Below are 24,164 nucleotides of genomic sequence, written 5' to 3' on the forward strand. Positions count from 1 at the left end.
CGTTGGGATCAGATGCCGCGGGTTTTGTTTTTGAGGAGGAGGACGGGGCCGAGGTCGGGTTCGTGTGCCGGTGCAACGAGGCGACAACCGGGACCGAGCGCGCGGGCAAGCGGTTCGAGCAGAAGGTCGCCCGCGGCGAAGGTCCCGCCCACATACGTGACGGGGATGGGCGCGCTCTGTGGCCCGCTGCGATGGAATAGCCCCCGGACGATCGCGTCGACCATGTCGGCCTCTTCTCGAGCGGCGCATTCGAGGATGGTGAGAGCGGAGATGTCGCCGGCACGGGCGGCATCCGTGACGATCGGCGCGAGCGCGGACACCGATGAGCGCTCGGCGTAATGACGCTGAGCCCACCTGATTACGTCGAAGTCATCGTCGATACCGAGTCTTTCGCGCACGAGCGTGTACAGGGCACCGCGCGCGTCGCGCCCATCGGCTTGGCGGGTGAACGCTCGCAGGGCCTCCTTGCCCAGCCAGCCGCCGGACCCCTCGTCACCGAGTTCGTAGTCCCATCCGCCGCAGCGCATGCTCTCGCCTTGGCGGACGCCCAGCGCGATGGACCCGGTGCCGGAGATGATGGCGATGCCGTCCGCACAGTCCAGTCCCGCGGCCCAGGCGGCCTCGACGTCGTTGACTAACAGATGGGGCCGTGCGCCGGCGATGCGTTCCACCACTTCGTCCATGCGTCGCGATACATCGGCGCCCTCGCCGTAGCCGCAGAGGGCGAAGCCGATGCCCATGCTGGGAGCACCGGGCTCGATGCACGTGTGGGCGGCTCGATCGAGTCCCCAGCAGACGCCTTCGGAAAGGACGCGCTCCATGCCATCGAAGCCCACTTGCGCGTAATGGCAGGTGCCCAGCACCAGCCGATCGACGAGGGTGATGTCATCGTCATACAGGGAGAAGGCGGTTTTAGTTCCGCCTCCGTCGACGCCGAGCCACATCATGGGCAATGCCTTTCGTAGAAGTTGGTCGCTAAGGGGTAGAGGGGTGCGGGAAGGGGGCATGGGGCGAGCAGGATGCCCGAGGCGGGTCCATCGATCATGTCGTTCACGGCACGGCGTGAGCGGATGGCGGCGATTAGCTGGTCGATGCGCTCGGAGCGTGCGCGGCGCATACGGCCCATACGAGGGCTGCGTGCACACGGCTCGATGAGGGAGCCGCCGCCGCACGCAAGTCCGCCGCCCCAGGGGACGCCGGCCTCGCGACAAGACGCCGCGAGGCGCATGAGCGCGTGTTCGGCGGGAGTGCAGGCATAGGCGTCGGTTGCGGCGAGCGCGTATAGGGGGCGCACGTGGCCGGGAAGCGCCCCGGCGATGCGCGCAGCCTCTTCTGGACCTGCCGATTCGGCCGCGCTTGGGATGGGCGGCACGATGCGTTGGACGCGGATATCCCGCGTTTGGGCGATGCCGTCTAGCTGTTGGGAGGCGAACGTGCGCTCGTAGACGCCGAGGGCCTCCTCGAGGTCGTCCGCAAGGTGGAGCAATGCGGCTCCGAGCTTCCCTGTGCCCGCGTCGAGCAGTGCGAGGCCGATGGTGAACCCGCAAGCGGGATCGGCATCCTCGGAGTGTGGGAATTGAGCGGCCATCACGGGTCCTTGCGGGGTGGAGGGCAAATGAGATTGAGGATTACTCTAACGCGTCCGCGCCGCAACGGAAAGGGCGAAGTTCTCGGTGAAGCTCGATGAGGATGTCGCATGATGTGAGGGCGTAGCGATGGGGAAGGGGCCGTATAATGCCGTACCGTAACGATGCCCGCTCCGCGAGTGAAAGGTCTGGCTCGTGTCCCGCATGATCTACCTCGTCCGCCATGGTCAGACGGTATTCAACACACGCCTGCTGATCCAAGGCCGCTGCGACTCGCCGCTTACCGACCTCGGCCGCGAGCAGGCCCGCGCCGCGGCCGCCTGGCTGCACGGGCGCGGCGTCCAATTCGATGCGGCGTTCTCCTCGCCCGCCGAGCGCGCCTGCTCGACGGCGGAGATACTGTGGGGTGGGCCGTATGCGCGCCTCATGGGCCTGAGCGAGCGCTCTTTCGGTGCGCTCGAGGGGACCGACGTGCTTGCGCTGCCCAAGCCGATGGGCGATTATCCGGTGGCGTTCGGGGGAGAATCCGAACAGGAGCTGACCGAGCGCCTGAACAGGGCCATGCGCGCGATCGCATGTGGGGACCTGGAGCGGGACGCGGCTACCGAGCACACTTCCGCGTCCGCAGCGCTACCCATTCCGGGCCGCAGCGACGCTCCCATCGAGGCGTGCGCGATCGAGCCCCTTCCGACGGGTGCTCCGCGCACGGGAAACGTCCTCGTCGTGAGCCACGGGGCCGCGTGCAAGACGTTTGCACGAGCCTGGAGCGAGTTCGCCCAGGACGAACTCCCCGACCCCTTCCCCAACTGTTGCGTGCTCGTGTATCGATACGACCATGGCCGCTTCACCTTGCTCGAGGCTGCCGACCCCGCCTCGCACCTCGGTGGCGAGGGGCTCCCCATCTAACGCGTCTGCTGGGATGGCGTGTCCCGCGGCTCGCGTGCGGCGCCCCGTGCCTCCAGGCGCTTTGCGCGACGTTCCGCTTTGCCCCTCGGTTCGCTCGTTTCGCGACCGAGATCGAGATTGCGGAAATCTGGCTGCATGGCTCCTGTCGTTGTCGGTCGCGTTATCATCATCACGAATGACAGCCATGGGTAACATGTGCCGCGCCCTCGTGAGACTGGATCGGGCGCGATGGGAGGGCGGAATGGAACACGCAATCGACACGTCATCAGAGCCGACGGGCACGGAGCCCGAAGCTTGCGTATGGCCCCTGCGCCTCGATCATCTGGAGATCGGCAAGGACGCCGTCGTCGCATCGGTTGACTCGGACGACCAGGCGCTTCGTCAGCATATTCTCGACATGGGCCTCACCCCGGGCACCGAGGTGACCATGATGAAGTACGCGCCCATGGGCGATCCGATCGAGATTCGCCTGCGCGGTTACGAGCTCACGTTGCGCCGTGCGGATGCGGCCCGCATCGCGTTGGCGAATATCCACGACGCGCACAAGCTTCAGCGCGAGAACGCCGCGGTCGGTTCGACCGAGCATCCGGCTCTGGGGGAGAAGGCCTATCGCCCCCGTCCCGGTGCCCATTCGATTCCCGCGGGGAATCCCATCGCCTTCGCCCTCGCCGGCAATCAGAACTGCGGCAAGACCACCTTGTTCAACCGGCTCACCGGATCGAACCAGCACGTGGGCAACTTTCCCGGCGTGACGGTCGACCGCAAGGACGGCCAGATCAAGGGGCATCCCGAGGCGACCATCACCGACCTGCCCGGCATCTACTCGCTTTCGCCTTATACGAGCGAGGAGGTCGTGAGCCGCAATTTCATCCTACAGACGAAGCCCGACGCCCTCATCGACATTGTCGACGCCACCAACATCGAGCGCAACCTCTACCTTACGATGCAGCTCATGGAGCTCGATTGCCCCATGGTGCTCGCCCTCAACATGATGGACGAGGTTGCCGCGAACGGCGGCACCATCGACGTCAACCTGCTCGAGAGCATGCTGGGCATTCCGGTCGTGCCCATCTCCGCCGCCAAAAACGAGGGGACGGGGGAGCTCGTGGAACACGCGATGCATGTCGCGCGTTACCGCGAACGTCCGGGTCGTCTCGACTTCTGCGCGCCCAACGGACCCGATGGCGGCGCCCTGCATCGCTGCATCCACAGCGTCGCGCACCTGATCGAGGACCACGCGAAGGCAGCGGGGATTCCCGTGCGCTTCGCTGCGACCAAGCTTGTCGAGGGCGATACTCTGGTGCAGGAGGCGCTCGGCCTCGATCAAAACGAGCTCGATGCGCTTGAGCACATCATAAGCCAGATGGAGGGGGAGTCCGGGAAGGACCGGCTCTCGGCCTTGGCGGACATGCGCTTCGCGTTCATCGGCGAGGTGTGCCGTGCCTGCGTGGTCAAGCCCCGCGAGAGCCGCGAACACAAGCGCTCGGTGGCGATCGACCGCATCCTCACCGGTAGGTTCACGGCGTTTCCCGCGTTCCTGCTCATCATGGCGCTCGTGTTCTGGGTCTCGTTCGGCTCCCTCGGTGCATGGCTGCAGGGCCTGATGGAGGAGGGGGTTTCGTGGCTGACCGGCCTCGCGGCCGGCGCGCTGGCGGCCGCCGGCGTGAACCCCGTGGTCCAGTCGCTCGTTATCGACGGCGTGTTCGCGGGTGTTGGCAGCATGTTGTCGTTCCTGCCGCTTATCGTCGTGCTCTTCCTGCTGCTCTCGATGCTCGAGGACTCCGGCTACATGGCGCGCGTCGCGTTCGTGATGGACAAGGTCCTGCGCCGCTTCGGCCTGTCGGGGCGCAGCTTCGTGCCCATGCTCGTGGGCTTCGGCTGCAGCGTACCGGCGATCATGGCGACGCGCACCCTGCCCTCCGAATACGACCGCAAGATGACCGTCATGCTCACCCCGTTCATGAGCTGCTCTGCTAAGTTGCCCGTGTACGGCCTGCTCACCGCAGCCTTTTTCGCTCGCAACAGCGTGTTGGCAATGGTGTCGCTCTACTTACTGGGCGTCGCCGTCGCCGCCGTGGTGGCGCTCGTGCTCAAACGTACGGCGTTTAAGGGCGAGCCGGTGCCGTTCATCATGGAGCTGCCAAATTACCGCCTACCCTCCGCCAAAACGACGGTGATGCTCGCGTGGGACAAGGCGAAGGACTTCATCCAGCGCGCCTTCACCATCATCTTCGCGGCGAGTATTGTCGTGTGGTTCCTGCAGACCTTCGACGGCCAGCTCAACGTGGTGTCCGACCAGTCGCAGAGCCTCCTTGCGGGCCTCGGCGGCATCATCGCGCCCGTGCTCGCGCCGCTCGGCTTTGGCGATTGGCGCGCCTCGACGGCGCTCGTGACCGGACTGCTCGCCAAGGAGAGCGTGATCTCCACGCTCGCGGTGCTGCTGGGGACGGAGTCCGCCTCGGCGCTTACCTCGCTGTTCACGCCGCTTACCGCCTATGTCTTCCTCGTGTTCACGCTGCTGTACCCGCCGTGCGTGGCGGCAATCGGTGCGGTGAAGAACGAGCTGGGCCCGCGTTGGGCGGTCGCGGTCTTTGCCTTGCAATGCGGGGTGGCGTGGATCGCTGCGTTCGTCGTGCGCATAGTCGGCACCGCCTTGGGCTTTGCCTAGCGGCACTGCGTGTGATTTGGGAGCGGCCGTGCCTTTGACCCGTGCCCTTTGCGCGGCCTTGCCCGGGGCTCTGGCGCCCCCCCTGCCCGGGACCCCAGTTCCGCCTAGCCCGGGGCCCTAGCACCCCCTTGCCCGGGTCTCAAATTCCGCCTAGCCCGGGACCTTTGTGAGGAATCCTATGTTTGAAATAGCCGTTTCGTTTCAAATCCATGATTCCTCACAGAAAAGGGCCTGGTAACGTGATTTATCATGGGTTTGAAACGAACGAGGATGTTTCAACGAGCTCAGGGCCAACGAGCGCACCGTCAATGTGTGCAGCTTGTGCGCGATTAGCGTCGCCACCGTTGCCACTTGACGCCCACTTCCTTACTTGCGATACTACCTAACCGCACACGCACGATTCGCTGCCAGAGACAGCCGGTTCCCGCGTGCCCGCTCAGACGGGTGCAACGGAGTAAAGGGGCAACCCGCCAGCCGAGGTGGTTGAGTAGATATGTCTTCTCACCCCCGTCGCTCTTGCAGCGCGGGGGTTTCTTTTTCGAGACACACCCCCGCCACTCTTAAGGCGGGTCGTGCCCGGGAAAGAACAAGAAGGAGGTGTACCACATGCCAAAGCAGTACAAGATCGATGCAGTTGCCGAGATCGAGTCCAAGCTCGAGTCCAACGCCGGCGTCTTTGTCGTGGCTTACAACGGCCTCACCGTTCTTCAGGCTCAGGAGCTCCGCAAGCAGCTTCGTGAGTGCGGCGCTCAGATGAAGGTGTACAAGAACAACCTCGTCCGCATCGCCCTGGAGAACAAGGAGCAGCCGAACCTCGACGAGATCCTCGCTGGTCCGCTCGCCTACGTGTTCTTCGAGGAGGAGCCTGTCAGCGCCGCCAAGGTGCTCAAGGAGTTCGCCAAGAAGTCCAAGGGCGTTCTCGAGATCAAGGGCGGTATCTCTGACGGTCAGGCTGTTACCGCTGCCGAGGTCGACGCCATCGCCGAGCTCCCCAGCAAGGATCAGCTCCTGGGTCAGATCGCCGGTCTCATCAACGGTTTCGCTCGCGACATTGCTGTTTGCGTCAACGGCGTTTCCTCTGGTCTCGCTCGCACCGTTCAGCAGATCTCCGAGCAGAAGGCGGCCTAGTCGGCGGCCTTCCCGCGGCCGCCTAAGGCCGCACCTCTGGCGCTTTGCGCGCCGTACTTTAGTTTGATCTCCCTGCCAGATGCAGGGAAACCGAAAGGACTTAGAAATGGCTAAGCTTACCACCGATGAGATCATCGAGGCTCTGAAGGAAATGACCCTGCTCGAGGCTTCCGAGCTCGTGAAGGCTATCGAGGAGACCTTCGGCGTTTCCGCCGCCGCTCCTGCCGCCGTCGTGGCCGGCCCTGTTGCCGCTGCCGAGGAGGCCGAGGAGAAGACCGAGTTTGACGTCGTGCTCGAGGGCTTCGGCGACAACAAGATCCAGGTCATCAAGGTCGTCCGTGAGCTCACCTCTCTCGGCCTCAAGGAGGCCAAGGAGGTCGTCGAGAACGCTCCTAAGGCCGTCATCGAGGGTGCCAAGAAGGAGGACGCCGAGGCTGCCAAGGAGAAGCTCGAGGCTGCCGGCGCTGCCGTCACCCTCAAGTAGTTTCCTGCAGGTGCATCGCCTGCAAGCTGCCTGAGCGTACAAGCTCTTTGCAAGGCGGGATCCACTCAAGTGGGTCCCGCCTTTTTTATGGATGAACACCTTAGAATGGGATTTCTGGCTAAAAAATACCGTTTTGTATCGCTGATGGCCTTGTCGAACTCCGCGCAGAGCCTCGATTCTGCTTCCGCATGGGCTTCGGGTTGTATTTCTCCGCTTTGTGAGCCTCTGGGTAGTGCAATATGTGCCCAGGGAAGTCTAAAACCGTGGCGAAAGGGTTGAATGCTCAACAGTCAAGTACAGCTAACGGTACAAAACGGTACTTTTTAGCCATTTTCATTGCCCTTGCGAAATCTGAGACTACAAATAGAGCGGATATGTCAAGAAGTCTGGGAGGGGCGGAGCAGCTAAAGGATCTTGACGCCTAGATATCTGGTGCTTTTTCGTCTATGGAAGTCCTGCGTCCGACCTGCTCTTAAATTAGCTCGAAAACCGTCCAATTAACGGCGCGCACCTTCTTTGTGAGATCGCGCGCGATGAAAAAGTCCCGATGCGCCCAAACAAACCGCCTCCCATCCTTCGAGGTCCGAGAGATGGGAGGCGGTTTGTGTGAAGCGGGCTTTTCGCGTGCAGCTGTGGCGTGCGACGGGAGTGTTTCGCCGCATGATCGCGATGTGTTACAGCACGGCAGAGGCAACAATGTAGACGATATAAATGAACACAAAGAAAACGCCCTCGCGTCGAGTCATGGTGTGCTTGGTGCCCACAAAGGCGAAGCCCACGAGGACGACGGAGAAGATCGCGAGCAGGGCGAAGTCGATGTTGTAGCTGAATGCATACACAATGGGGGAGAACAGCGCGGGCACGCCCATGACAAGCAGGACATTGGTGATGTTCGAGCCCACGACGTTGCCCACGGCGATGTCGGTGTTGCCCTTGAACGCGGCAACGACGCTGGTGACGAGCTCGGGCAGGCAGGTGCCGAGCGCGATGACGGTGAGGCCGATGATGCGCTCGCTGATGCCGAGCGCGGTGGCGATCTCGACGGAGTTGTTCACGACGTAGTCGGCGCCGAACTTGAGCAGGGCGATGCCGAACAGCACTAGGGCGATCGAGACGTGCATGCCACGGGGCTCGCCCTCGTCTTCCTCCTCGGCGACATCGTCGTCTTCGTTCTCGAGTTCATGAGGCATGAGCTGCGTCTCGGGGTCGAGCTCCTCGTGGCCGCTGTCGCCTTCGCGCAGGCCGAGGAACACGGTGTAGCCCATGAACGCCGCGAAGACGGCAAGCAGGATCAGACCCTCGACGGCAGTGAGCTCGCCCCCGGTATTGGAGAGGAGCATGAGCAGGAGCACCGAGGCGACGCTCACGGGGATCTCGAAGCGCTGGGTGTGGCGGGCGAGCGGTAGGCGCGTGATGACCGCGCTCATGCCGAGAATCAGCAGGAGGTTCGCCATGCAGCTTCCGGCGACATTGCCGAACGCCATGTCGGCGTGTCCATCCACGGCGGAGACGACCGAGACCACGAGCTCGGGCATGGCGGTGCCCACGGCGACCACCGTGAGGCCAATGACGCGGTCGGGAAGGCCAACACGTGCGGCGATCTGACTCGACCCGTTTACGAGAAGGTCGGCGCCCCAGACGAGCAGGGCGAATCCAACGATGATGAGGAATAGTTGCAGGAGCATGTCTGCCTTTCGTTAGGAGATGGATGATGCGGACGGCGGTTTTCAAGAAAGAGGGCGCGGAACGCGTGCGCTCCGTGCCCTCTCAGTCGTTTAACTGACACGCTTATCTAGATTACCCAGATTTTTGCAACGGTGGCAAGGATTCAAGCTTCGTATCCGCAGGAAATCTGGGGGTTGCCGAACGAAAGAAGCGACAGAAGACTCATGCGAAGCAAAAGCCGCAGCGTGAAGGCCGTGCTAATTCGCCTCGACGCCTTGTGTCCAATCGGCAATGTCCTCGATGCGGATGACGTTGGCCACCTCGACGGCCGCAGCGGCGCCAGAGAGCGCCCCAAGCGCGGCGAACATGTTTCCCTCACGGCAGGTGTTGGTGAGCAGTGCAAACGATCCGTTCTCACGCGGGATGACGCGTTCGACAGTGACGCCGTGTTGATTGAGAACCTCTGTGGCGCCCGTCGCGACACCGTCCGTGCCGTCAGCGGTCAGGCGCACGTAGTAGCGGGTCTCGAGGTCCGCCACGTTGCGGATGGGAAGCTCGCGTGCGAAGGGCGCGGGTTCGGGCAGGGGCTTCACGCCCGCGGAGATGTCCTCGGCGAGATTCATGACGTCGCCCACGATGGCACTCGCGGTGGGGAAGGCGCCCGCGCCGGCACCGTAGAACATGGTTTCGCCCACGGCATCGCCCACCACGTACACGGCGTTCATGGCGCCGTTCACGCCGGCGAGCGGGTGGCTCGCGGGGATCATGGCGGGGTGCACGCGGATATCCACGCCCTCATCGGTGCGGCGTCCGATGGCGAGCATCTTGATGGCGTAGCCGAGCTCGCGCGCGACCTCGATATCCTCAGCGGAAATCTTGCGGATGCCCTGCATATACACATCGTCGGTGGTGATGCGCGTGGTAAAGCCGATGGAGGAGAGGATGGCGATCTTGCTCGCGGCGTCGAAGCCATCGACGTCTGCGGTGGGATCGGCCTCGGCGTAGCCCAGGCGCTGGGCGTCGGCCAGGACCTCCTCGTAGCCCAGGCCCTCGGTCGTCATGCGCGAGAGGATGTAGTTGGTGGTGCCGTTCACGATACCGGCGATGGCAAGGATGTTGTTGCCGGTGAGGTCGTGCTCGAGCGTGCCCACGATGGGGATGCCGCCGCCGCAGGACGCCTCGCAGCGCAGCTGAACGCCCGCGGCGCTGGCGGCACCCGCAAGTTCGGCCATATGGCGGCCGAGCAGGGCCTTGTTAGCCGAGACGACATGCTTGCCGGCGGCAAAGGCCTCCGTGAAGATCTCGGTCGCGGGATGCTCTCCGCCGATGACCTCGACGACGATGTCGATGCGCGGGTCACTTACGACGTCACGCCAATCGGTGGTGAATTGCTCCGCGGTGACTCCGAGTTCGCGGGCGCGCGACTCGTCGAGGCCGCAGGCGCGGGCGATGCGCAGGTCGATGCCGTAGGCCCGGCGGTATTTCTCGGCATGGGATTCGATCAGCTGGAAGACGCCGCCACCGACGGTACCCAAGCCGATGAGTCCGACGTTGACGGTGCGGGTGCTCTGGTGCATGACGCGCTCCTTTATCTGCTGTCGCGCGAATGCGCGCGACGGGGCTGATTCTTGCATAGCCTGCATTTTACCCGCTTGCATACGGATGCGGCCTCTGTGCTGCGTAACAACTGTGTTACATGGTGCCTTAGATGCAATCAAGTCCCTACCGAGGCTGATACATGCATATTTTCGGAACGACTTCGCATGAATGGGCACGCAATTGTTTCACCGATATTTCGAGGGGATTTTCCTTACTCCGGTATGCTAAAGCGTGTACCCTAGAGCAACCGCGCAAATAAACCCGCGGGCCAGCTCATCGCCGTGCTTTCAGCCGGCCTCGTTTGAAAGGAGAGCCGCATGTCGTGCCTCACCGGTAAGTCATTCAACCCTGTAATGAATCGCAGAAGCGTTATCGCGGGCGTAGCAGGTTTGGGGGCTGTAGGTATTCTAGCCGGCTGCTCCGGCAACGAGTCCGAGGGCGGCTCCACCGCTGCCGCTGACGATGGCTCCGCGTTCAAGATCGGTGCCATCGGCCCGCTGACGGGCTCCGCCGCGTCGTACGGCACTTCCGTGTGCAACGGCGTCGAGCTCGCCTGTAAGGATTTCTCCACCGACGACCTCAAGTTCGTCAGCAAGTCCGAGGACGACGTCGCCGACGGCGAGAAGTCCGTCAACGCCTTCAATAGCCTCGCCGACTGGGGCATGCAGGCACTCGTCGGCCCCACCACTACCGGCGCTTCGCTTGCCGTGGCCGAGGTCGCCAATCAGGACCCGCAGATGTTCATGATCACCCCGTCCGCCTCGAGCCCCGATGTCACTGCCGACAAGACCTGCGTGTTCCAGGCCTGCTTCAACGACCCCAACCAGGGTGCCAACGCCGCCACGAAGCTCGCCGAGATGTTCCCCGACGAGAAGTTCGTCGTGTTCTACAACTCCGGTGACACCTACTCCTCCGGCATCCGCGACGCCTTCGTGGCAAAGGCCGAGGAGCTCAAGCTTAACATCGTGGATGAGGAGACCTTCAAGGACGATTCCGCCACGAGCTTCACCAACCAGCTCACCAAGGCCAAAGACGCCGGCGCCACGATGATCTTCGCCCCTATCTACTACACCCCCGCCTCCGTTCTGCTGGCTAACGCCAACGAGATGGGCTATGACGTGAAGATGATGGGCTGCGACGGCATGGATGGTATCTTGGGCGTCGAGGGCTTCGATACCTCCCTGGCCGAGGGCCTCTACCTCATGACCCCGTTCTCTGCGGACGAGGAGAAGAACGCCGATTTCGTCGCTGCCTACAAGGACGCTTACGACGAGGTGCCCGATCAGTTCGCCGCCGACGCCTACGACGCGGTCCACGCGGTCTCCCTCGCACTCGCCGAGGCCGGTCTGGGTGCCGACGCCGATCCGGCCGACGTCGCCGCCAAGCTGCCCGAGGCAATGACCAAGATCACCGTCGAGGGCCTCACCGGCACCCTCACCTGGAACGACAAGGGTGAGGTCGAGAAGGACCCGATGGTCTACGTAATCAAGGATGGAAAGTACGTAGCGGCCTAAGCGCCGTCCGTCCTGTGCCGCCGCGCGGTGCATCAAGCTACGATGGGGACGGGCCTTTACCGAGGGTCCGTCCCTTTGCCTGTTGCGCCATGCGGCGCGTGAAAGAAGAAAGGGGGAGAGACTATGACGGTCTTTTTGCAGTACCTCGTCAACGGCCTGTCGATGGGAAGCGTCTATGCCATCATCGCCCTGGGCTATACCATGGTGTACGGCATCGCCAAGATGCTCAACTTCGCCCACGGAGACGTCATCATGATCGGCGCCTATATCTCGTTCGTGGTGACCTCGTACATGGGGCTGCCGGCGATCGTGTCGGTCATCGCCGCCGTCGCCGTCTGCACGGCGCTCGGCATTCTCATTGAGGGGCTTGCGTACAAGCCCTTGCGCCAGGCCGGCCCGCTTGCCGTGCTGATCACCGCCATCGGTGTGTCCTATTTCCTGCAGAACGCAGCGCAGCTCATCTGGGGCGCCACGCCCAAGAACTTCACGTCCATCGTGAGCTTCCCGGTACCGGCGTTCCTCAAGGCTTATAACGTCTCGGCGGTCTCGCTCGTCACGGTGATCGCCTGCCTGCTTATCATGGCGGGTCTCATGTGGTTCACCGGAAAGACCAAGATGGGCAAGGCCATGCGTGCGGTCTCCGAGGATAAAGCGGCCGCCCAGCTTATGGGCATCAATGTCAACCGCACCATCTCCATGACCTTCGCCATCGGTTCGGCGCTCGCCGCCATCGCCGGTGTCCTGCTGTGCTCCTACTCCCCGGTGCTCCAGCCCACCACGGGTTCCATGCCCGGCATCAAGGCCTTCACCGCTGCCGTTTTCGGCGGCATCGGCTCGATCCCCGGCGCCTTTGTGGGCGGCATCCTGCTCGGCATCATCGAGGCAATGGCCCAGGCCTATATCTCCACGAGCCTCGCCAACTCCATCGTGTTCGGCGTGCTCATCGTGGTGCTGCTCGTCAAGCCCGCCGGTCTGTTCGGCAAGTACGTCCCCGAGAAGGTGTAGCGCCATGTTTAAGTTCCTCCAGAACAAGAAGACGCGCAGTGACTTTTTGACGTACGCCCTAGTCATCCTCGCGTTCATCGTCGTGTCCTTCCTCAAGGACGCCGGTATGATCCCGCGCATGATCGCGGGCCAGCTCGTGCCCATCTGCGCCTATATTGTCATGGCCATCTCCCTCAACCTCGTCGTCGGTGTCGCGGGCGACCTGTCGCTCGGCCATGCGGGCTTCATGAGCGTGGGCGCATACAGCGGCATCGTCGCCGCGATGAGCCTTTCCGAGGCGATTCCCAATGACACGGTCCGTCTCGTGATCGCGCTCATCGTGGGTGCCGCCTGCGCCGCCCTTGCCGGATTCCTCATTGGCATCCCGGTTTTGCGCCTGTCCGGCGATTACCTCGCCATTGTGACACTCGCGTTTGGCGAGATCATCAAAGAGGTCGTCACCTGTCTGATCGTGGGCGTGGACGAGCGCGGACTCCACGTGCTGTTCAATCTCACGGGCAAGCTCACGGTCGATAACCTCGGCCTTTCCGAGACCGGCGTCGCCATTATCAAGGGCGCGCAGGGAGCTTCGGGCACGGATATGATCTCGACGTTATTCGCCGGCTTCGTGCTGGTCATGGTCGCACTCGTGATCGTGCTCAACCTCGTGCGCAGCCGTACCGGCCGCGCCATCCTAGCCGTGCGCGACAACCGCATCGCCGCGGAGTCCGTGGGCATTTCCACTACTAAGTACCGTATGATCGCCTTTGTGGTCTCCGCCGCCCTCGCAGGTGCCGCGGGTGCGCTGTTCGGCAACAGCTTCTCACAGCTGTCCGCCACCAAGTTCGATTTCAACATGTCCATTCTCATTTTGGTCTTCGTCGTCCTGGGTGGATTGGGCAACATGCGCGGCTCGATCATCGCCGCGACGATCCTCACCATCTTGCCCGAAGCGCTGCGTCAGTTCTCCGACTACCGCATGCTTGTCTACGCCATCGTGCTGATCCTCGTGATGATCGGTACCAACAACGACTCGCTCAAGAACCTGGTGGCCCGCGTTATCCCCAAGCGCAAGACGTCCGAAGAGGAGGTGTCGGCAGATGCCTAAGTTCGAATTCGAGCGCGGCAAGATGGTGCCGGTCCCCAGCCACTCCATCGTGCCTGAGCGCGATGTCGATTCCGCTCCCGTTCTCGAGGCCTTGCACCTGGGCATCGATTTCGGCGGCCTCAAGGCGGTCGAGGACTTCAACCTCACCATTGGCAAGACCGAGATCGCCGGACTCATCGGTCCCAACGGAGCAGGTAAGACCACGGTGTTCAATCTGCTCACCAAGGTGTACGCTCCCACCCGCGGCACCATTCTGCTTAACGGCAACGATACGAGCGGCAAGTCCGTCTACCAGGTCAACCGCATGGGCATCGCCCGCACGTTCCAGAACATCCGCCTGTTCAACACCATGACGGTGGAGGAAAACGTCAAGGTCGGCCTGCACAACACCAAGGCCTACTCCACGCTCTCGGGCATCCTGCGCACGCCGGCGTACTGGCGTCGCGAGGCCGAGGCGCACGAGCGCGCCCTCGAGCTGCTGTCAATCTTCGACATGCAGGATCTCGCCAATCATCAGGCGGGGAGCCTCCCTTACGGTGCCCAGCGCCGCCTGGAGATCGTGCGCGCGCTCGCCACGAACCCGAGCCTGCTGCTGCTCGACGAGCCCGCCGCCGGCATGAACCCCTCCGAGACCGCCGAGCTCATGGAGAATATCGTCAAGATCCGTGATACCTTCAACATTGCGATCATGCTCATCGAGCACGACATGAGCCTCGTCATGAACATCTGCGAGGGCATCTGCGTGCTGAACTTTGGCAAGGTCATCGCCAAGGGCACGCCCGAGGAGATCCAGAGCAACGAGGCGGTCATCGAGGCGTACCTCGGCAAGCAGAAGGAGGCGTAAAGACGATGGCTGCGGACACTGCCAACAAGGTCCTCGAAGTCGAGGACATCAACGTCTACTACGGCGCGATCCACGCCATCAAGGACGTCTCGTTTGAGGTCCATGAGGGCGAGATCGTCGCGCTCATCGGCGCAAACGGCGCCGGCAAGTCCACGACGCTCAAGACGCTCTCGGGCCTGCTGCGCTCGAGTACGGGTTCGATCGAGTTCATGGGCGAGGACATCATGCATGTCCCCGCAGATAAGCTCGTCGAGCGCGGTCTGGCGCATGTGCCCGAGGGCAGGCGCGTCTTCGCCCAGATGAGTGTCGAGGAGAATCTCGAGATGGGCGCCTACACCCGTCCCAACTCCGAGATCGCCCCCGGGCTCGAGCGCGTCTATGCGCACTTCCCGCGCCTCAAGGAGCGCCGCCGCCAGGTCGCAGGCACGCTTTCCGGCGGCGAGCAGCAGATGCTCGCCATGGGTCGCGCGCTCATGAGCGCACCCAAGTTGCTGATGCTCGATGAGCCCTCCATGGGCCTCGCCCCCATCTTGATCGAGCAGATCTTCCAGATCGTGAAGGACCTGCATGCCGCTGGTACCACGATCCTACTCGTTGAGCAGAACGCCCAGATGGCGCTCTCCATCGCCTCGCGCGCCTACGTCATGGAGACGGGCCACGTGACCCTTTCGGGCACCGGTGACGAGCTGCTCCACAACGACGACGTTCGTCGCGCCTACCTTGGAGGGTGACGCCCCCCCATACGGTCCACGCCATCCCGCCCTCGGCGCGAGGGGCCCTGCCCGCCCGCTCGCGCCGAAACCCCATCGCGCGCCCCCCTCATGCCATCCGACGGGGGCGCGCCCATCTGCATCGATGTCCCGCGGACCCTGTCGCCCGGGCGCTTCCCCCGATGTGCGCCGCGGGCCTCGAAAGATCGCCGCACGGGCGAGATTCTCGCAGTTCCATGGCTTGGATTCCAGTAAAGTTGAGGGGTTGGAAATCCGCAGCGTGCCCTAAGGGGGCTCTCGATCTTAAACTCGCGAGGTCGGGGAGTTGCACAGGAAGGAGTCTTGAATGACCGAAAAGGTTTCAACGGGGGAAAAGGGCGAACTTTTCAAACTCGACGGTAAGCCGTCGTTTGGAGAGGCGTTCCCGCAGGCCATGCAGCACGTCCTTGCCATGCTCGTGGGCAACATCACGCCGCCCATGCTCATCGCCGGTACCTGTGGCCTTTCCGCCGCCGACCAGACCATGCTCATGCAGTCCGCGATGATCATCGGCGGGCTTACCACGCTTGTGCAGCTGTTCCCGGTGCTCGGGTTCGGCATGGGGCTGCCGAGCGTCATGGGTGTCGCGTTTGCGTACATGCCCATTCTTACCACGATTGGCATGCAGTACGGTATCGCCGCGATCTTTGGTGCCCAGCTCGTGGCGGCGTTCGTCTCGATTTTCATCGGCATGTTCATCGGCAAGATCCGTAAGTTCTTCCCGCCCATCGTGTGCGGCACGGTCGTGCTCGCCATCGGCCTGTCGCTCTATACCACCGCCATCAATTACTTTGGCGGCGGCGCAGGCGCCAAGGCCGCAGGGACCTTCGGCTCTCCCGAGTTCTGGATCCTCGCGGCGGTCACCCTCGGTGTCACGCTGGCCTGCAGCCTGTTCGGCAAGGGATACATCAAGATCTCCGGCATGGTCATTGGCGTGGGCGTGGGCTACGTGGTCGCGCTCATCATGGGAGGCCTGATCGACTTCACGCCGGTCGCCGAGTCCGCGATCATCTCTGCGCCCATCCCGCTACACTTTGGTCTCGAGTTCCACCCCGACGCGATCATCATGATGATCCTTATGTACATCGTCCAGGCCGTGCAGACCATCGGCGATGTGTCCTCCACCACCATGGGTGGCTTTGGTCGCGACGCGAAGGACACCGAACTTGGCGGCGCCATCAAGGGCCAGGGCATCTGCGGCATGATCGGCGCGCTCATCGGCGGCCTGCCCACCGATCCGTTCAGCCAGAACGTCGGCCTCATCTGCACCACCAAGGTCGTCGCCAAGCGCGTGTTCGCCATCGTGTCCGGCATCATGCTCGTCGCGGGCTTCTGCCCCAAGCTCATGTCGCTCATTGCCACGGTCCCGCAGCCGGTGCTCGGTGGCGCGACCATCACGGTGTTCGCCGCCATTACGCTCTCCGGTATCCAGCTCATTTCCGAGCAGCCGCTCAACTACCGTAACCGCATGATCGTGGGCATCTCGCTCGCGTTGGGCGTCGGCATCGCCAGCGTGCCCGAGATCCTGCAGTTCGCTCCGCAGCTTGTGCAGAACGTCTTTGGCAGCTCGCTCGTGGTTGCCTTCATCGTCGCCTTTGTGCTGAACATGATCGTTCCCGAGGACGATAGCGAGGAATAAATACGCCAAGAGCGCTTCAAACCGATAGCTCCTCGAGTTGAAGGGGCTTCGCGCCTAAGGCGGCTCGCGCGCACGGCGCAGTCAGGGCCCTTCCGCAATGCGCGGGAGGGCCATTCTTGTCATGAATGCGGTTTAATTTCAAACCCCTATACGTTTCGCCGATTGCGCTGATTGCGGTATTTCCCTCTTCGGGAGGGAGCCGAACGGTATTCTTGCGTCGCGGTTATAGCTGTCGGCCTCGGAGACTTCTTGGCTTGAGCCGCTTTACAACGAGATTCGTCATGCGCTGTTGCTGTGGGCCTCTTGGGGGAAGGGAGACCGCGAACCCAGTTCCGAAAATGACGACTTGCGCGCAAACGGTTGGCGTGTGGCGACCCCATCTTTCGTTTTTTGGGAGATACTGGGGCGATGGATAAGAGTTCGAAGGGACTTGCATGAAGCTCGGTTGCATTGTCATGGCGTCAGGGGCGGGCGAACGTTTCCGCATGGCAGGAGGCACGGGCTCCAAGTTGCTCACGTCCATCGACGGACCGCTTGGTGAAGTTCCGCTTGTGGTCCAGACGGCGGCGAGCGTGCCTGATGACCTATTCGAAATTGCGGTTGTTGCCTGGCGGTCTGAGGTCGACTCGGTCGTGCGGTTCGCGGGGCTCAACGTCGCCGTGGTGAGCCCCTGCGTCGATATCCAGCCGCGGAGGAGCGACACGGTTCGTGCCGGCGCCGCCTATGCCGATGCGCGAGGCTGGGACGGCGTTCTGTTTCTTCCGGGTGACCAGCCATTGGTGATGCGTGAGAGTTTCCGTGCCCTTGCGGAGGCGTTCACACGCGATCCCTCGCGAGCATGCCGTTTGAGTTGGCGCGGCGTTCCGGGCTCTCCCGTGCTTTTTCCCGCACGTTGCATTCCGGTGCTTATGGCGTTGCAGGGCTCCGATGGGGGCTCATCGCTCTTCAGGTCGGGGGAGCTCGAGGTGTCGTTGACCGAGGCACGAGAAGCGTGCGAACTTATCGACGTCGATATCCCCGCTGATCTCGAGCGCATCAAGGAAGCATGTCGGCAGCGGCGTCATTTGGAAATCGTATAGGCCGCTTCGGGTGAGCGCCTTTCGTGCGTTGCACTCATGTGAAACGGACGAAAGGCGCTCGCTCGGCGAGGGATCGAGTTCGCAAAGCGCGCTCGCGGGATTCAAATGCGCTGCAGCCGGTCGGTTCGCAGGGATCCGGCGTATATGGAGGCGGGGCACGAGCGACGGAGCTCCGCAGCGAAGGAGCGCGTCTGCCGCGCTGCTCGGTCATCGTCGACTTGGTTGACGATGACGAGGCCGTTCGCGTCCACGAGGCCCTCGGCGGCGATGGCGCGTGCGACGAGTTCGGGTGTTGCGGAAGCCTCCAGCTTCGCCCCGGTGAGCGTGCAGAAGACTTCGGGTCGGTGTACGGTCCGGGCGATTGGTCGCTCGAAGCCACTCGCCCCCACCACGAGGACGGCTAGGGACGCGCGGGCGGGGATAACCGGCTCCCAGGTTGCGTGGGCCTTGAGGGGCAGACATCTCGACCCATCCGCCTCGACGAGCACGTAATCGGCATGCGCGGCGAGCGCATCGATGCCGCACGGGGGCTCGGCGACCTTGCCCGTCGTGGCGTCAAACGCTCCGACCGCCGCGATGCCGTCACGCGCGAGGACGGCATCGAGCCGCTCCACGCCGTCCAGGAGCGACATGTTCGACGGGGGGAGCATATGCGTCGAGGTCGCGAGCACCACGCGCGCCCCTTGGGCGGAGAGCGCGCGTCCGCCGCTGGTGAGCAGTGTCGACTTGCCCCCGCTTCCCACCACGGCGATGATGCCTCGGTGACGTGCGAGCAGGTCGGCGATGCCCCAAGTCGTGTCCATGCATCCTCCGTTCGGTCTTCCGTAACGGTACCATGTAGATGCGCGCCGAGCCTCGCGCGCGAAAGGAGTTCACATGTCCGTTGTAGATGCCCTGGGGAAGACATGCCCCCAGCCCGTGATCATGACGTCCAAGGAGCTCGACGCCCTCGCCGCCGCCGGACGTTCAGCCGAGGCGGTCGAGGTACTCGTCGACAACATGGTCGCGGTCGAGAACCTCAAACGCTTGGCGGGATCGCGCAAGCGCGGGGTCGAGATTGCGCAGGAGGAGCCCGGTGCCCGATGGCGCGTCGTCATCGCCGGTGGAGAGCCGGGTGACGAGACCCCCGCGGAACCGTTCGAGCCCTCATGCGACATCCCGCTGCCCGCGGTTGCCCAAGTTGCCGGCAAGGTCATCGCCGTGGGCAGCGAGTTCATGGGGCGCGGCGACCAGGAGCTCGGCTCGATTCTCATGAAGGGCCTCATCTACGCCTTCGCCAACGCCGACACCCCGCCTGCCAAGATGGTCTTCTTTAACGGGGGCGCCCGCCTCACCTGCGAGGGCTCGGTCTCTCTCGAGGACATCCGCCAACTCGAGGAACGCGGTTGCGAGATCCTCACCTGCGGCACGTGCCTGGACTTCTTTGGCATCAAGGAGAAGCTCGCCGTGGGAGGCGTGACGAACCTGTACGCCCTATCCGAGATTTTCCTCGCCCCCGAGGGCGTCGTATCCCTGTGATGCAGGTATCCCATCGCCCCCGGGGACCTGCGCGCATCATCCCGTGCTCGGACAGTCCTGAGCTCGCGCGGAGGGCACATTAAGTGCCCTCCAGCTCGTGCGGAACTGCGCGCGGGACGATGCGCTCAGGTCCCCGGAGCGATGGGATGGTTGGAGCGAAAGGAAGGCGAATGCGGTGATATATCTCAATTGCGCGGCGACATCGCTCGTGAGGCCGCCGTGCGTAGTCGATGCGGTGGCCACCGCGATGACGGCACTCGGGAGTTCGAGCCGCGGTACGGCTGAGGGCGACCTGGCCGCGGCGCGCACCGCGCTCACGTGCCGCATGGCCGTGGCCGACCTTTTGGGCAGCAGCCATCCCGACCGCGTCATCTTCACCGCCAACGCCACGCAGGCGCTCAACACGGCCATCTTCGGGCTCGTACGCGCGCATGACCGCGTGGTCACCACGGTGACGGAGCACAACTCGGTGCTTCGCCCGCTCAACGTGCTGGCGCGCGACGCCGACGTCGAGATCGAGCACGTGGGCCTCGACGTCGCCCACGTGCTCGATTATCGTGCGCTCGAGCGAGCGGTCACGCCGGCCACGCGCGTGGTGGTGTGCAGCCACGCCTCGAACCTCACGGGAGACGTGGTCGACATCGAGCGTGTCGCCGCCATCGCGCACGCAGCCGGTGCCTTGCTCGTGGTCGACGCGGCGCAGACCGCAGGGCATATCCCCGTGGATATGGAGCGCACGGGCATCGACGTCCTGTGTTTCACGGGTCACAAGGCCTTACTCGGCCCTACGGGGACAGGCGGTCTCATCGCGGCACCCGGCATCGACATCGAGCCTTTGCTCCAAGGCGGCACGGGCGTGCATTCCGCCGATCCGTTCCAGCCCGAGGCCTGGCCCGAGCACCTCGAGGCGGGGACGCTCAACGGCCATGGTCTCGCTGGTCTGGAAGCCGCAGTGCGCTATCTGGATGAACGCGGCGTCGAGGCCGTGGCAGCCTACGAGGAGCGCCTGCGGTCGCGCTTCGCCCGGGCTGCGCGGGCCATCCCGGGCGTCGTGCCCTATGGTGCGGGTGACGCCGCCTTTGGCCACACGCCGGTTGTGGCGCTGAATCTCGTCGGCATGACCAGCTCACAGTTGGCCGACGTCCTCGCCAGCCGGTACGGTATCGCCGCGCGGGCGGGCCTGCATTGCGCCCCGCTCATGCACCGCGCGCTGGGAACGATCGAGACGGGCTCGGTGCGCTTCTCCTTCGGCCAGTTCACGACCGAGGCGGAAGTGGACGTCGCCTTGGCTGCCCTGGCAGAGATCTCGGCTGAGGAGGTGCGCGCATGAGCACTCGTGCGCCCGAGCCCGTCTGCGTGGTCTCGTTTTCCAGCACGCACGATGCCGTGCGCGCGGAGCTCGCCTGCACCCAGGCGGGGGTTCCGGGGCGCATCATCCCCACGCCCGTGCAGATCCACGCCGACTGCGGGTTGGCGTGGAAGATGCCACCCGCCGCGCGCGCGGCGTTCGAGGCGGCCGTCGCTGGCGCCGTCGAGCCGGCGGGGTATCACGACCTGATGTTGTAGTGTTCGGGCCAGGGCCCCACGTATGCGTCATCGCGGTTCGCATCGACGTGCGCGGGTGCCCATCTGGGCTTGATGGGAGGAATGGACATGCTGGTCTACATGAGAGGGGCGGGCGATATCGCCACGGGCATCGCGCTGCGCCTGCATCGTGCCGGCCTCGCCGTGGTGATGGCCGACATCGCCGAGCCTACGTGCATCCGCCGCACCGTGGCGTTTTGCGAGGCCATCCGCCTGGGCGAGGCGTGCGTCGAGGGCGTGTGCGCCCGCCTGGCGCACGATGCGGCGCAGGCACGTGCGATCGCGGATACGAGCGACATCGCCGTCGTCGTGGACCCCGCAGCCGATATGCTGGGCGAGATGGCTCCCGATGTGGTCGTCGATGCGATCCTCGCCAAGAAAAACCTCGGCACGACGATCGACATGGCCCCGGTCGTCATAGGCGTGGGGCCCGGTTTCACCGCGGGCGTGGACTGCCATGCGGCGGTGGAGACCAAGCGCGGCCACTATCTCGGCCGGGCCCTCTATGAGGGAAGCCCCATCGCGAACACGGGCATCCCCGGCATCATCGGCGGGCATGGGTCCGAGCGCGTCCTGCGCGCGCCGGCCGACGGCACCTTCGATCCCCTCGCCGCGATCGGCGACATCGTCCGCACGGGAGACGTGGTCGCGCGCGTCGATGGCGTGCCGATGCCCGCCACGATAGACGGTGTCCTGCGCGGTCTGCTTGCCCCCGGTGTCCACGTGCTGCGTGGCATGAAGTCCGGCGATATCGACCCACGGGGCGATGCGTCGTTCTGCGATACGGTGAGCGACAAGGCGAGTGCCGTGGGCGGCGGCGTGCTTGAGGCGATCTTGCGGCTGAGCGGCGCCCTTGGTCGCCTGACCGCGGCGCCGGCCCCGCGTGTCGAAGTGGCCCCGACGGCGTTTCCGGAAGGGGAGTGACGGCAATGTCCGAAGACGTGAAATTGACTAAGCTCGCCGCATGCGCCGGGTGCGGCGCCAAGGTGGGCGCGGGCGAGCTCGCAAAGCTCTTTGAGGGGTTCGAGCAGCCGCGCGACCCCAACCTGCTCGTGGGCTTCGACCGCGCCGACGACGCCGCGGTCTACCGCGTGAGCGATGACGTCGCCCTGGTCCAGACCCTCGATTTCTTCCCGCCCATCGCCGATGACCCCTTCGTGTTCGGCGCGATCGCCGCCACGAACGCGCTGTCCGACATCTACGCCATGGGAGGGGAGCCCAAGACGGCACTCAACATCATGATGATCCCCGAGGACCTTGATCCGGGCACGGTGCGCGAGATTCTGCGCGGCGGCGCCACTAAGGTCGCCGAGGCCGGTGCCATTGTGTGCGGAGGACACAGCATCTACGATCGCGAGCCCAAGTACGGTATGGCGGTGACCGGTCTCGTGCATCCGCGGTGCATCCTCACCAACGCCGGCGCGCATGTGGGCGACGCGCTCATCTACACCAAACCGCTCGGCATCGGCATCGTGACGACCGCCGCCAAGGCGGGTTTGGTGGGGAGGGCCGCCGCGGACGAGGTCGAATCCCTTATGATGACGCTCAACCGCCCCGCGCGTGACGCGATGGTTCGTTATCGCGTCCACGCGTGCACGGATGTGACGGGTTTCGCCGTTATGGGGCATATGCTCGAGATGGCGCAAGGGGCGGATGCGGCAATCGAACTCGAGGCCGCTGCCTTCGAGCTACTCGATGGGGCGCGCGACCTGGCGGCTATGGGCATCGTACCGGCAGGCGCCTATCGCAACCGCCGGTACGCGGAGGACGCGGCGGACCTCTCGGGTATCCCACTCGACATGGCAGACGTGCTCTTCGACCCGCAGACTTCCGGTGGCCTCATGATCTCGGTCGATCCTGCCGACGCGTCCGCGTTGCTCGCAGATCTCGACCCGGTCGTCCCCGCGGCGCGTCTGGTGGGGCATGTAGTGGAGCGCGAGCCGGGATCGTCCCGCGTCCGCGTGCATTAGGGCACGCCTGACAACACGCAGACGCTCGCTCGGCGGAAGAGGGCCCGTATCGAGCCGCTCGCGCATGCGCAAGAGACCATTCGAGAAAGGAAGTCCCCATGCGCAAGATCGAAACTATCGACAGCTTGATCGGCGCGCTCGACCGGGATGTGCCTGCGGTGCTCGTCATCGTGGTCGAGACGGCAGGCTCCGCCCCGCGCGAGCCGGGTGCCTGGATGGCGGTGTTCGACGACGGCCGCATCGAGGGCACGGTCGGCGGGGGAGCGTTGGAGGCCCGGGCCATCGAGGACGCTCGGTTGCTGCTGGCGTCGGGTGGGTCGAGGCTCGTGCGCTATACCATCGGCGGGGCGCAAAGCGACACCGGCATGGTGTGCGGCGGTGCCGTTGAGCTGCTTTTCATGCGCATGGGCGGGGAGCATCGTCTCATGTTGGAGAAGATGACCGCCATGTTCGGCGCGCGTTCCGAAGGCGTGTTCGCTATTGACCTCGCCGCATTCGGCGGGTCCCTCGGGCCGGGGAAACACGGCCCGGACGCCTCCCGCACGGTGCAGGGCACTCCGCGCATGCGTATCGAGTGCTCTGGCGATGGGGGCGCCCGACCGGGCGTTGTCGGCACGTGGTATCGCGAGCCGATCTTCCACGAGGGTCGTGCGTACGTTTTCGGGTGCGGACATGTGGGTCGTTCCCTCGCCGAGGTCTTGGCGTTCGCGGGATTCGAGGTCGTGGTATGCGATGATCGCGCCGAAGTCCTCGGGCTCGCCCATCTGCCCCGCACCGTGGAGCGCCTCCGCGTCGATTACGGGGACCTCTCTGTGAGCGTCTCGATTGATGCGCGGGACTTCGTGGTGGTCTGCACGGCGGGCCACGCATCGGATTTCGACGTCTTGGCGCAGGTCTTGTCCGCCCGTCCTCGGTACGTGGGGTGTTTGGGCAGCAAGAAGAAGGCGGCGCATACTCGGGCGCGTCTGCGGGAAGCCGGGTTTCCTGCCGACGCGATCGATTCGATCCACATGCCGGTGGGTGTTCCGATCGCCTGCGAGACACCGGAGGAAATCGCCGTCTCCATCGCCGCCCAAGTGGTGGACGTGCGCCGCTCGATGTAGACCGGGGCTTGGCCGGAGCTTCGGAGCCTCGTTCAC

Annotated in this window: 22 protein-coding genes; 17 read left to right on the forward strand and 5 right to left on the reverse strand. The window is 64.3% G+C overall.

Annotation, left to right across the window (positions count from 1 at the left end):
* Positions 1 to 8 precede the first annotated feature (8 nt).
* Together DWV48_RS07015 and DWV48_RS07020 are read right to left on the reverse strand one after the other, a co-directional pair.
* Positions 9 to 947: an N-acetylglucosamine kinase gene (locus DWV48_RS07015; protein WP_118654105.1), complete on the reverse strand. Its 939-nt coding sequence runs from the start codon at positions 945 to 947 to the stop codon at positions 9 to 11.
* The gene (locus tag DWV48_RS07020) at positions 944 to 1,588 is read right to left on the reverse strand and encodes a hypothetical protein (protein WP_118654106.1); all 645 of its coding nucleotides are present in this window, start codon (positions 1,586 to 1,588) and stop codon (positions 944 to 946) included. Before DWV48_RS07020 ends, DWV48_RS07015 begins: the two co-directional genes overlap by 4 nt.
* A gap of 202 nt (positions 1,589 to 1,790) precedes the next feature.
* Between DWV48_RS07020 and DWV48_RS07025 the strand changes: the two genes are divergently transcribed.
* The 4 genes from DWV48_RS07025 to rplL all read left to right on the forward strand — a co-directional run bounded on the left by DWV48_RS07025 (position 1,791) and on the right by rplL (position 6,772).
* The gene (locus DWV48_RS07025) at positions 1,791 to 2,492 is read left to right on the forward strand and encodes a histidine phosphatase family protein (protein WP_118654137.1); all 702 of its coding nucleotides are present in this window, start codon (positions 1,791 to 1,793) and stop codon (positions 2,490 to 2,492) included.
* Between the two features lie 241 nt (positions 2,493 to 2,733).
* Positions 2,734 to 5,160, forward strand: coding sequence for a ferrous iron transport protein B (feoB, locus tag DWV48_RS07030; protein ID WP_233546216.1), 2,427 nt, complete (start codon positions 2,734 to 2,736; stop codon positions 5,158 to 5,160).
* 606 nt (positions 5,161 to 5,766) lie between these two features.
* Positions 5,767 to 6,288, forward strand: coding sequence for a 50S ribosomal protein L10 (gene rplJ, locus DWV48_RS07035; protein WP_118654107.1), 522 nt, complete (start codon positions 5,767 to 5,769; stop codon positions 6,286 to 6,288).
* 106 nt (positions 6,289 to 6,394) lie between these two features.
* A complete protein-coding gene (rplL, locus tag DWV48_RS07040) occupies positions 6,395 to 6,772 on the forward strand; it encodes a 50S ribosomal protein L7/L12 (RefSeq protein ID WP_118654108.1) in 378 nt (125 codons plus the stop codon).
* 674 nt (positions 6,773 to 7,446) lie between these two features.
* Here the strand turns inward: rplL and DWV48_RS07045 are convergent.
* Together DWV48_RS07045 and DWV48_RS07050 are read right to left on the reverse strand one after the other, a co-directional pair.
* Entirely contained in the window at positions 7,447 to 8,457 is a 1,011-nt protein-coding gene (locus DWV48_RS07045) for a calcium/sodium antiporter (protein WP_118654109.1), read from the reverse strand.
* 237 nt (positions 8,458 to 8,694) lie between these two features.
* Positions 8,695 to 10,014 (reverse strand): homoserine dehydrogenase, encoded by a 1,320-nt coding sequence (locus DWV48_RS07050; RefSeq protein ID WP_118654110.1) that lies wholly within the window; start codon positions 10,012 to 10,014, stop codon positions 8,695 to 8,697.
* Positions 10,015 to 10,353: 339 nt separating this feature from the next.
* On the opposite strand from DWV48_RS07050, the gene DWV48_RS07055 reads away from it, so the two are divergent.
* The 7 genes from DWV48_RS07055 to DWV48_RS07085 all read left to right on the forward strand — a co-directional run bounded on the left by DWV48_RS07055 (position 10,354) and on the right by DWV48_RS07085 (position 17,953).
* Entirely contained in the window at positions 10,354 to 11,550 is a 1,197-nt protein-coding gene (locus DWV48_RS07055) for an ABC transporter substrate-binding protein (protein ID WP_199588920.1), read from the forward strand.
* Positions 11,551 to 11,673: 123 nt separating this feature from the next.
* Positions 11,674 to 12,555, forward strand: a complete 882-nt coding sequence (locus DWV48_RS07060; RefSeq protein ID WP_040360995.1) for a branched-chain amino acid ABC transporter permease — start codon at positions 11,674 to 11,676, stop codon at positions 12,553 to 12,555.
* A gap of 4 nt (positions 12,556 to 12,559) precedes the next feature.
* The gene (locus tag DWV48_RS07065) at positions 12,560 to 13,642 is read left to right on the forward strand and encodes a branched-chain amino acid ABC transporter permease (RefSeq protein ID WP_118654111.1); all 1,083 of its coding nucleotides are present in this window, start codon (positions 12,560 to 12,562) and stop codon (positions 13,640 to 13,642) included.
* Positions 13,635 to 14,486 carry an ABC transporter ATP-binding protein gene (locus DWV48_RS07070; RefSeq protein ID WP_118654112.1) on the forward strand — a complete coding sequence of 284 codons (852 nt, stop codon included), beginning with the start codon at positions 13,635 to 13,637 and terminating at the stop codon, positions 14,484 to 14,486. The genes DWV48_RS07065 and DWV48_RS07070 overlap by 8 nt, the downstream gene beginning before the upstream one ends.
* Positions 14,487 to 14,491: 5 nt before the next feature.
* Positions 14,492 to 15,217, forward strand: a complete 726-nt coding sequence (locus tag DWV48_RS07075) for an ABC transporter ATP-binding protein (RefSeq protein WP_118654113.1) — start codon at positions 14,492 to 14,494, stop codon at positions 15,215 to 15,217.
* 325 nt (positions 15,218 to 15,542) lie between these two features.
* Positions 15,543 to 16,874: a uracil-xanthine permease family protein gene (locus tag DWV48_RS07080; protein ID WP_118654114.1), complete on the forward strand. Its 1,332-nt coding sequence runs from the start codon at positions 15,543 to 15,545 to the stop codon at positions 16,872 to 16,874.
* Positions 16,875 to 17,308: 434 nt separating this feature from the next.
* Positions 17,309 to 17,953: an NTP transferase domain-containing protein gene (locus DWV48_RS07085; protein WP_118654115.1), complete on the forward strand. Its 645-nt coding sequence runs from the start codon at positions 17,309 to 17,311 to the stop codon at positions 17,951 to 17,953.
* A 101-nt stretch (positions 17,954 to 18,054) separates the two neighbouring features.
* Here DWV48_RS07085 and yqeC read toward each other — a convergent pair whose 3' ends face one another.
* Positions 18,055 to 18,756, reverse strand: a complete 702-nt coding sequence (yqeC, locus tag DWV48_RS07090; protein ID WP_118654116.1) for a selenium cofactor biosynthesis protein YqeC — start codon at positions 18,754 to 18,756, stop codon at positions 18,055 to 18,057.
* Between the two features lie 73 nt (positions 18,757 to 18,829).
* Here yqeC and yedF point away from each other — a divergent pair, with 73 nt between their 5' ends.
* The 6 genes from yedF to DWV48_RS07120 all read left to right on the forward strand — a co-directional run bounded on the left by yedF (position 18,830) and on the right by DWV48_RS07120 (position 24,128).
* Positions 18,830 to 19,471, forward strand: a complete 642-nt coding sequence (gene yedF, locus DWV48_RS07095; RefSeq protein WP_118654117.1) for a sulfurtransferase-like selenium metabolism protein YedF — start codon at positions 18,830 to 18,832, stop codon at positions 19,469 to 19,471.
* Between the two features lie 175 nt (positions 19,472 to 19,646).
* A complete protein-coding gene (locus DWV48_RS07100) occupies positions 19,647 to 20,801 on the forward strand; it encodes an aminotransferase class V-fold PLP-dependent enzyme (protein ID WP_118654118.1) in 1,155 nt (384 codons plus the stop codon).
* On the forward strand, positions 20,798 to 21,037 hold the full coding sequence (locus tag DWV48_RS07105) for a DUF3343 domain-containing protein (protein WP_118654119.1): 240 nt from the start codon (positions 20,798 to 20,800) through the stop codon (positions 21,035 to 21,037). Before DWV48_RS07100 ends, DWV48_RS07105 begins: the two co-directional genes overlap by 4 nt.
* A gap of 87 nt (positions 21,038 to 21,124) precedes the next feature.
* Positions 21,125 to 21,979 (forward strand): selenium-dependent molybdenum cofactor biosynthesis protein YqeB, encoded by an 855-nt coding sequence (gene yqeB / locus DWV48_RS07110; protein WP_118654120.1) that lies wholly within the window; start codon positions 21,125 to 21,127, stop codon positions 21,977 to 21,979.
* A gap of 5 nt (positions 21,980 to 21,984) precedes the next feature.
* Positions 21,985 to 23,025, forward strand: coding sequence for a selenide, water dikinase SelD (gene selD, locus DWV48_RS07115; RefSeq protein WP_118654121.1), 1,041 nt, complete (start codon positions 21,985 to 21,987; stop codon positions 23,023 to 23,025).
* Positions 23,026 to 23,123: 98 nt separating this feature from the next.
* Positions 23,124 to 24,128: an XdhC family protein gene (locus DWV48_RS07120; RefSeq protein WP_118654122.1), complete on the forward strand. Its 1,005-nt coding sequence runs from the start codon at positions 23,124 to 23,126 to the stop codon at positions 24,126 to 24,128.
* The last annotated feature ends 36 nt before the right edge of the window (positions 24,129 to 24,164 follow it).

Source organism: Collinsella sp. AF08-23, assembly GCF_003479805.1.
Classification (GTDB): domain Bacteria; phylum Actinomycetota; class Coriobacteriia; order Coriobacteriales; family Coriobacteriaceae; genus Collinsella.

Coding starts and splice junctions, on each gene's coding strand:
- DWV48_RS07015 (WP_118654105.1), bottom strand. CDS start 947: ATGATGTGGCTCGGCGTCGACGGAGGCGGAACTAAAACCGCCTTCTCC.
- DWV48_RS07020 (WP_118654106.1), bottom strand. CDS start 1,588: ATGGCCGCTCAATTCCCACACTCCGAGGATGCCGATCCCGCTTGCGGG.
- DWV48_RS07025 (WP_118654137.1), top strand. CDS start 1,791: ATGATCTACCTCGTCCGCCATGGTCAGACGGTATTCAACACACGCCTG.
- feoB (WP_233546216.1), top strand. CDS start 2,734: ATGGAACACGCAATCGACACGTCATCAGAGCCGACGGGCACGGAGCCC.
- rplJ (WP_118654107.1), top strand. CDS start 5,767: ATGCCAAAGCAGTACAAGATCGATGCAGTTGCCGAGATCGAGTCCAAG.
- rplL (WP_118654108.1), top strand. CDS start 6,395: ATGGCTAAGCTTACCACCGATGAGATCATCGAGGCTCTGAAGGAAATG.
- DWV48_RS07045 (WP_118654109.1), bottom strand. CDS start 8,457: ATGCTCCTGCAACTATTCCTCATCATCGTTGGATTCGCCCTGCTCGTC.
- DWV48_RS07050 (WP_118654110.1), bottom strand. CDS start 10,014: ATGCACCAGAGCACCCGCACCGTCAACGTCGGACTCATCGGCTTGGGT.
- DWV48_RS07055 (WP_199588920.1), top strand. CDS start 10,354: ATGTCGTGCCTCACCGGTAAGTCATTCAACCCTGTAATGAATCGCAGA.
- DWV48_RS07060 (WP_040360995.1), top strand. CDS start 11,674: ATGACGGTCTTTTTGCAGTACCTCGTCAACGGCCTGTCGATGGGAAGC.
- DWV48_RS07065 (WP_118654111.1), top strand. CDS start 12,560: ATGTTTAAGTTCCTCCAGAACAAGAAGACGCGCAGTGACTTTTTGACG.
- DWV48_RS07070 (WP_118654112.1), top strand. CDS start 13,635: ATGCCTAAGTTCGAATTCGAGCGCGGCAAGATGGTGCCGGTCCCCAGC.
- DWV48_RS07075 (WP_118654113.1), top strand. CDS start 14,492: ATGGCTGCGGACACTGCCAACAAGGTCCTCGAAGTCGAGGACATCAAC.
- DWV48_RS07080 (WP_118654114.1), top strand. CDS start 15,543: ATGACCGAAAAGGTTTCAACGGGGGAAAAGGGCGAACTTTTCAAACTC.
- DWV48_RS07085 (WP_118654115.1), top strand. CDS start 17,309: ATGAAGCTCGGTTGCATTGTCATGGCGTCAGGGGCGGGCGAACGTTTC.
- yqeC (WP_118654116.1), bottom strand. CDS start 18,756: ATGGACACGACTTGGGGCATCGCCGACCTGCTCGCACGTCACCGAGGC.
- yedF (WP_118654117.1), top strand. CDS start 18,830: ATGTCCGTTGTAGATGCCCTGGGGAAGACATGCCCCCAGCCCGTGATC.
- DWV48_RS07105 (WP_118654119.1), top strand. CDS start 20,798: ATGAGCACTCGTGCGCCCGAGCCCGTCTGCGTGGTCTCGTTTTCCAGC.
- yqeB (WP_118654120.1), top strand. CDS start 21,125: ATGCTGGTCTACATGAGAGGGGCGGGCGATATCGCCACGGGCATCGCG.
- selD (WP_118654121.1), top strand. CDS start 21,985: ATGTCCGAAGACGTGAAATTGACTAAGCTCGCCGCATGCGCCGGGTGC.
- DWV48_RS07120 (WP_118654122.1), top strand. CDS start 23,124: ATGCGCAAGATCGAAACTATCGACAGCTTGATCGGCGCGCTCGACCGG.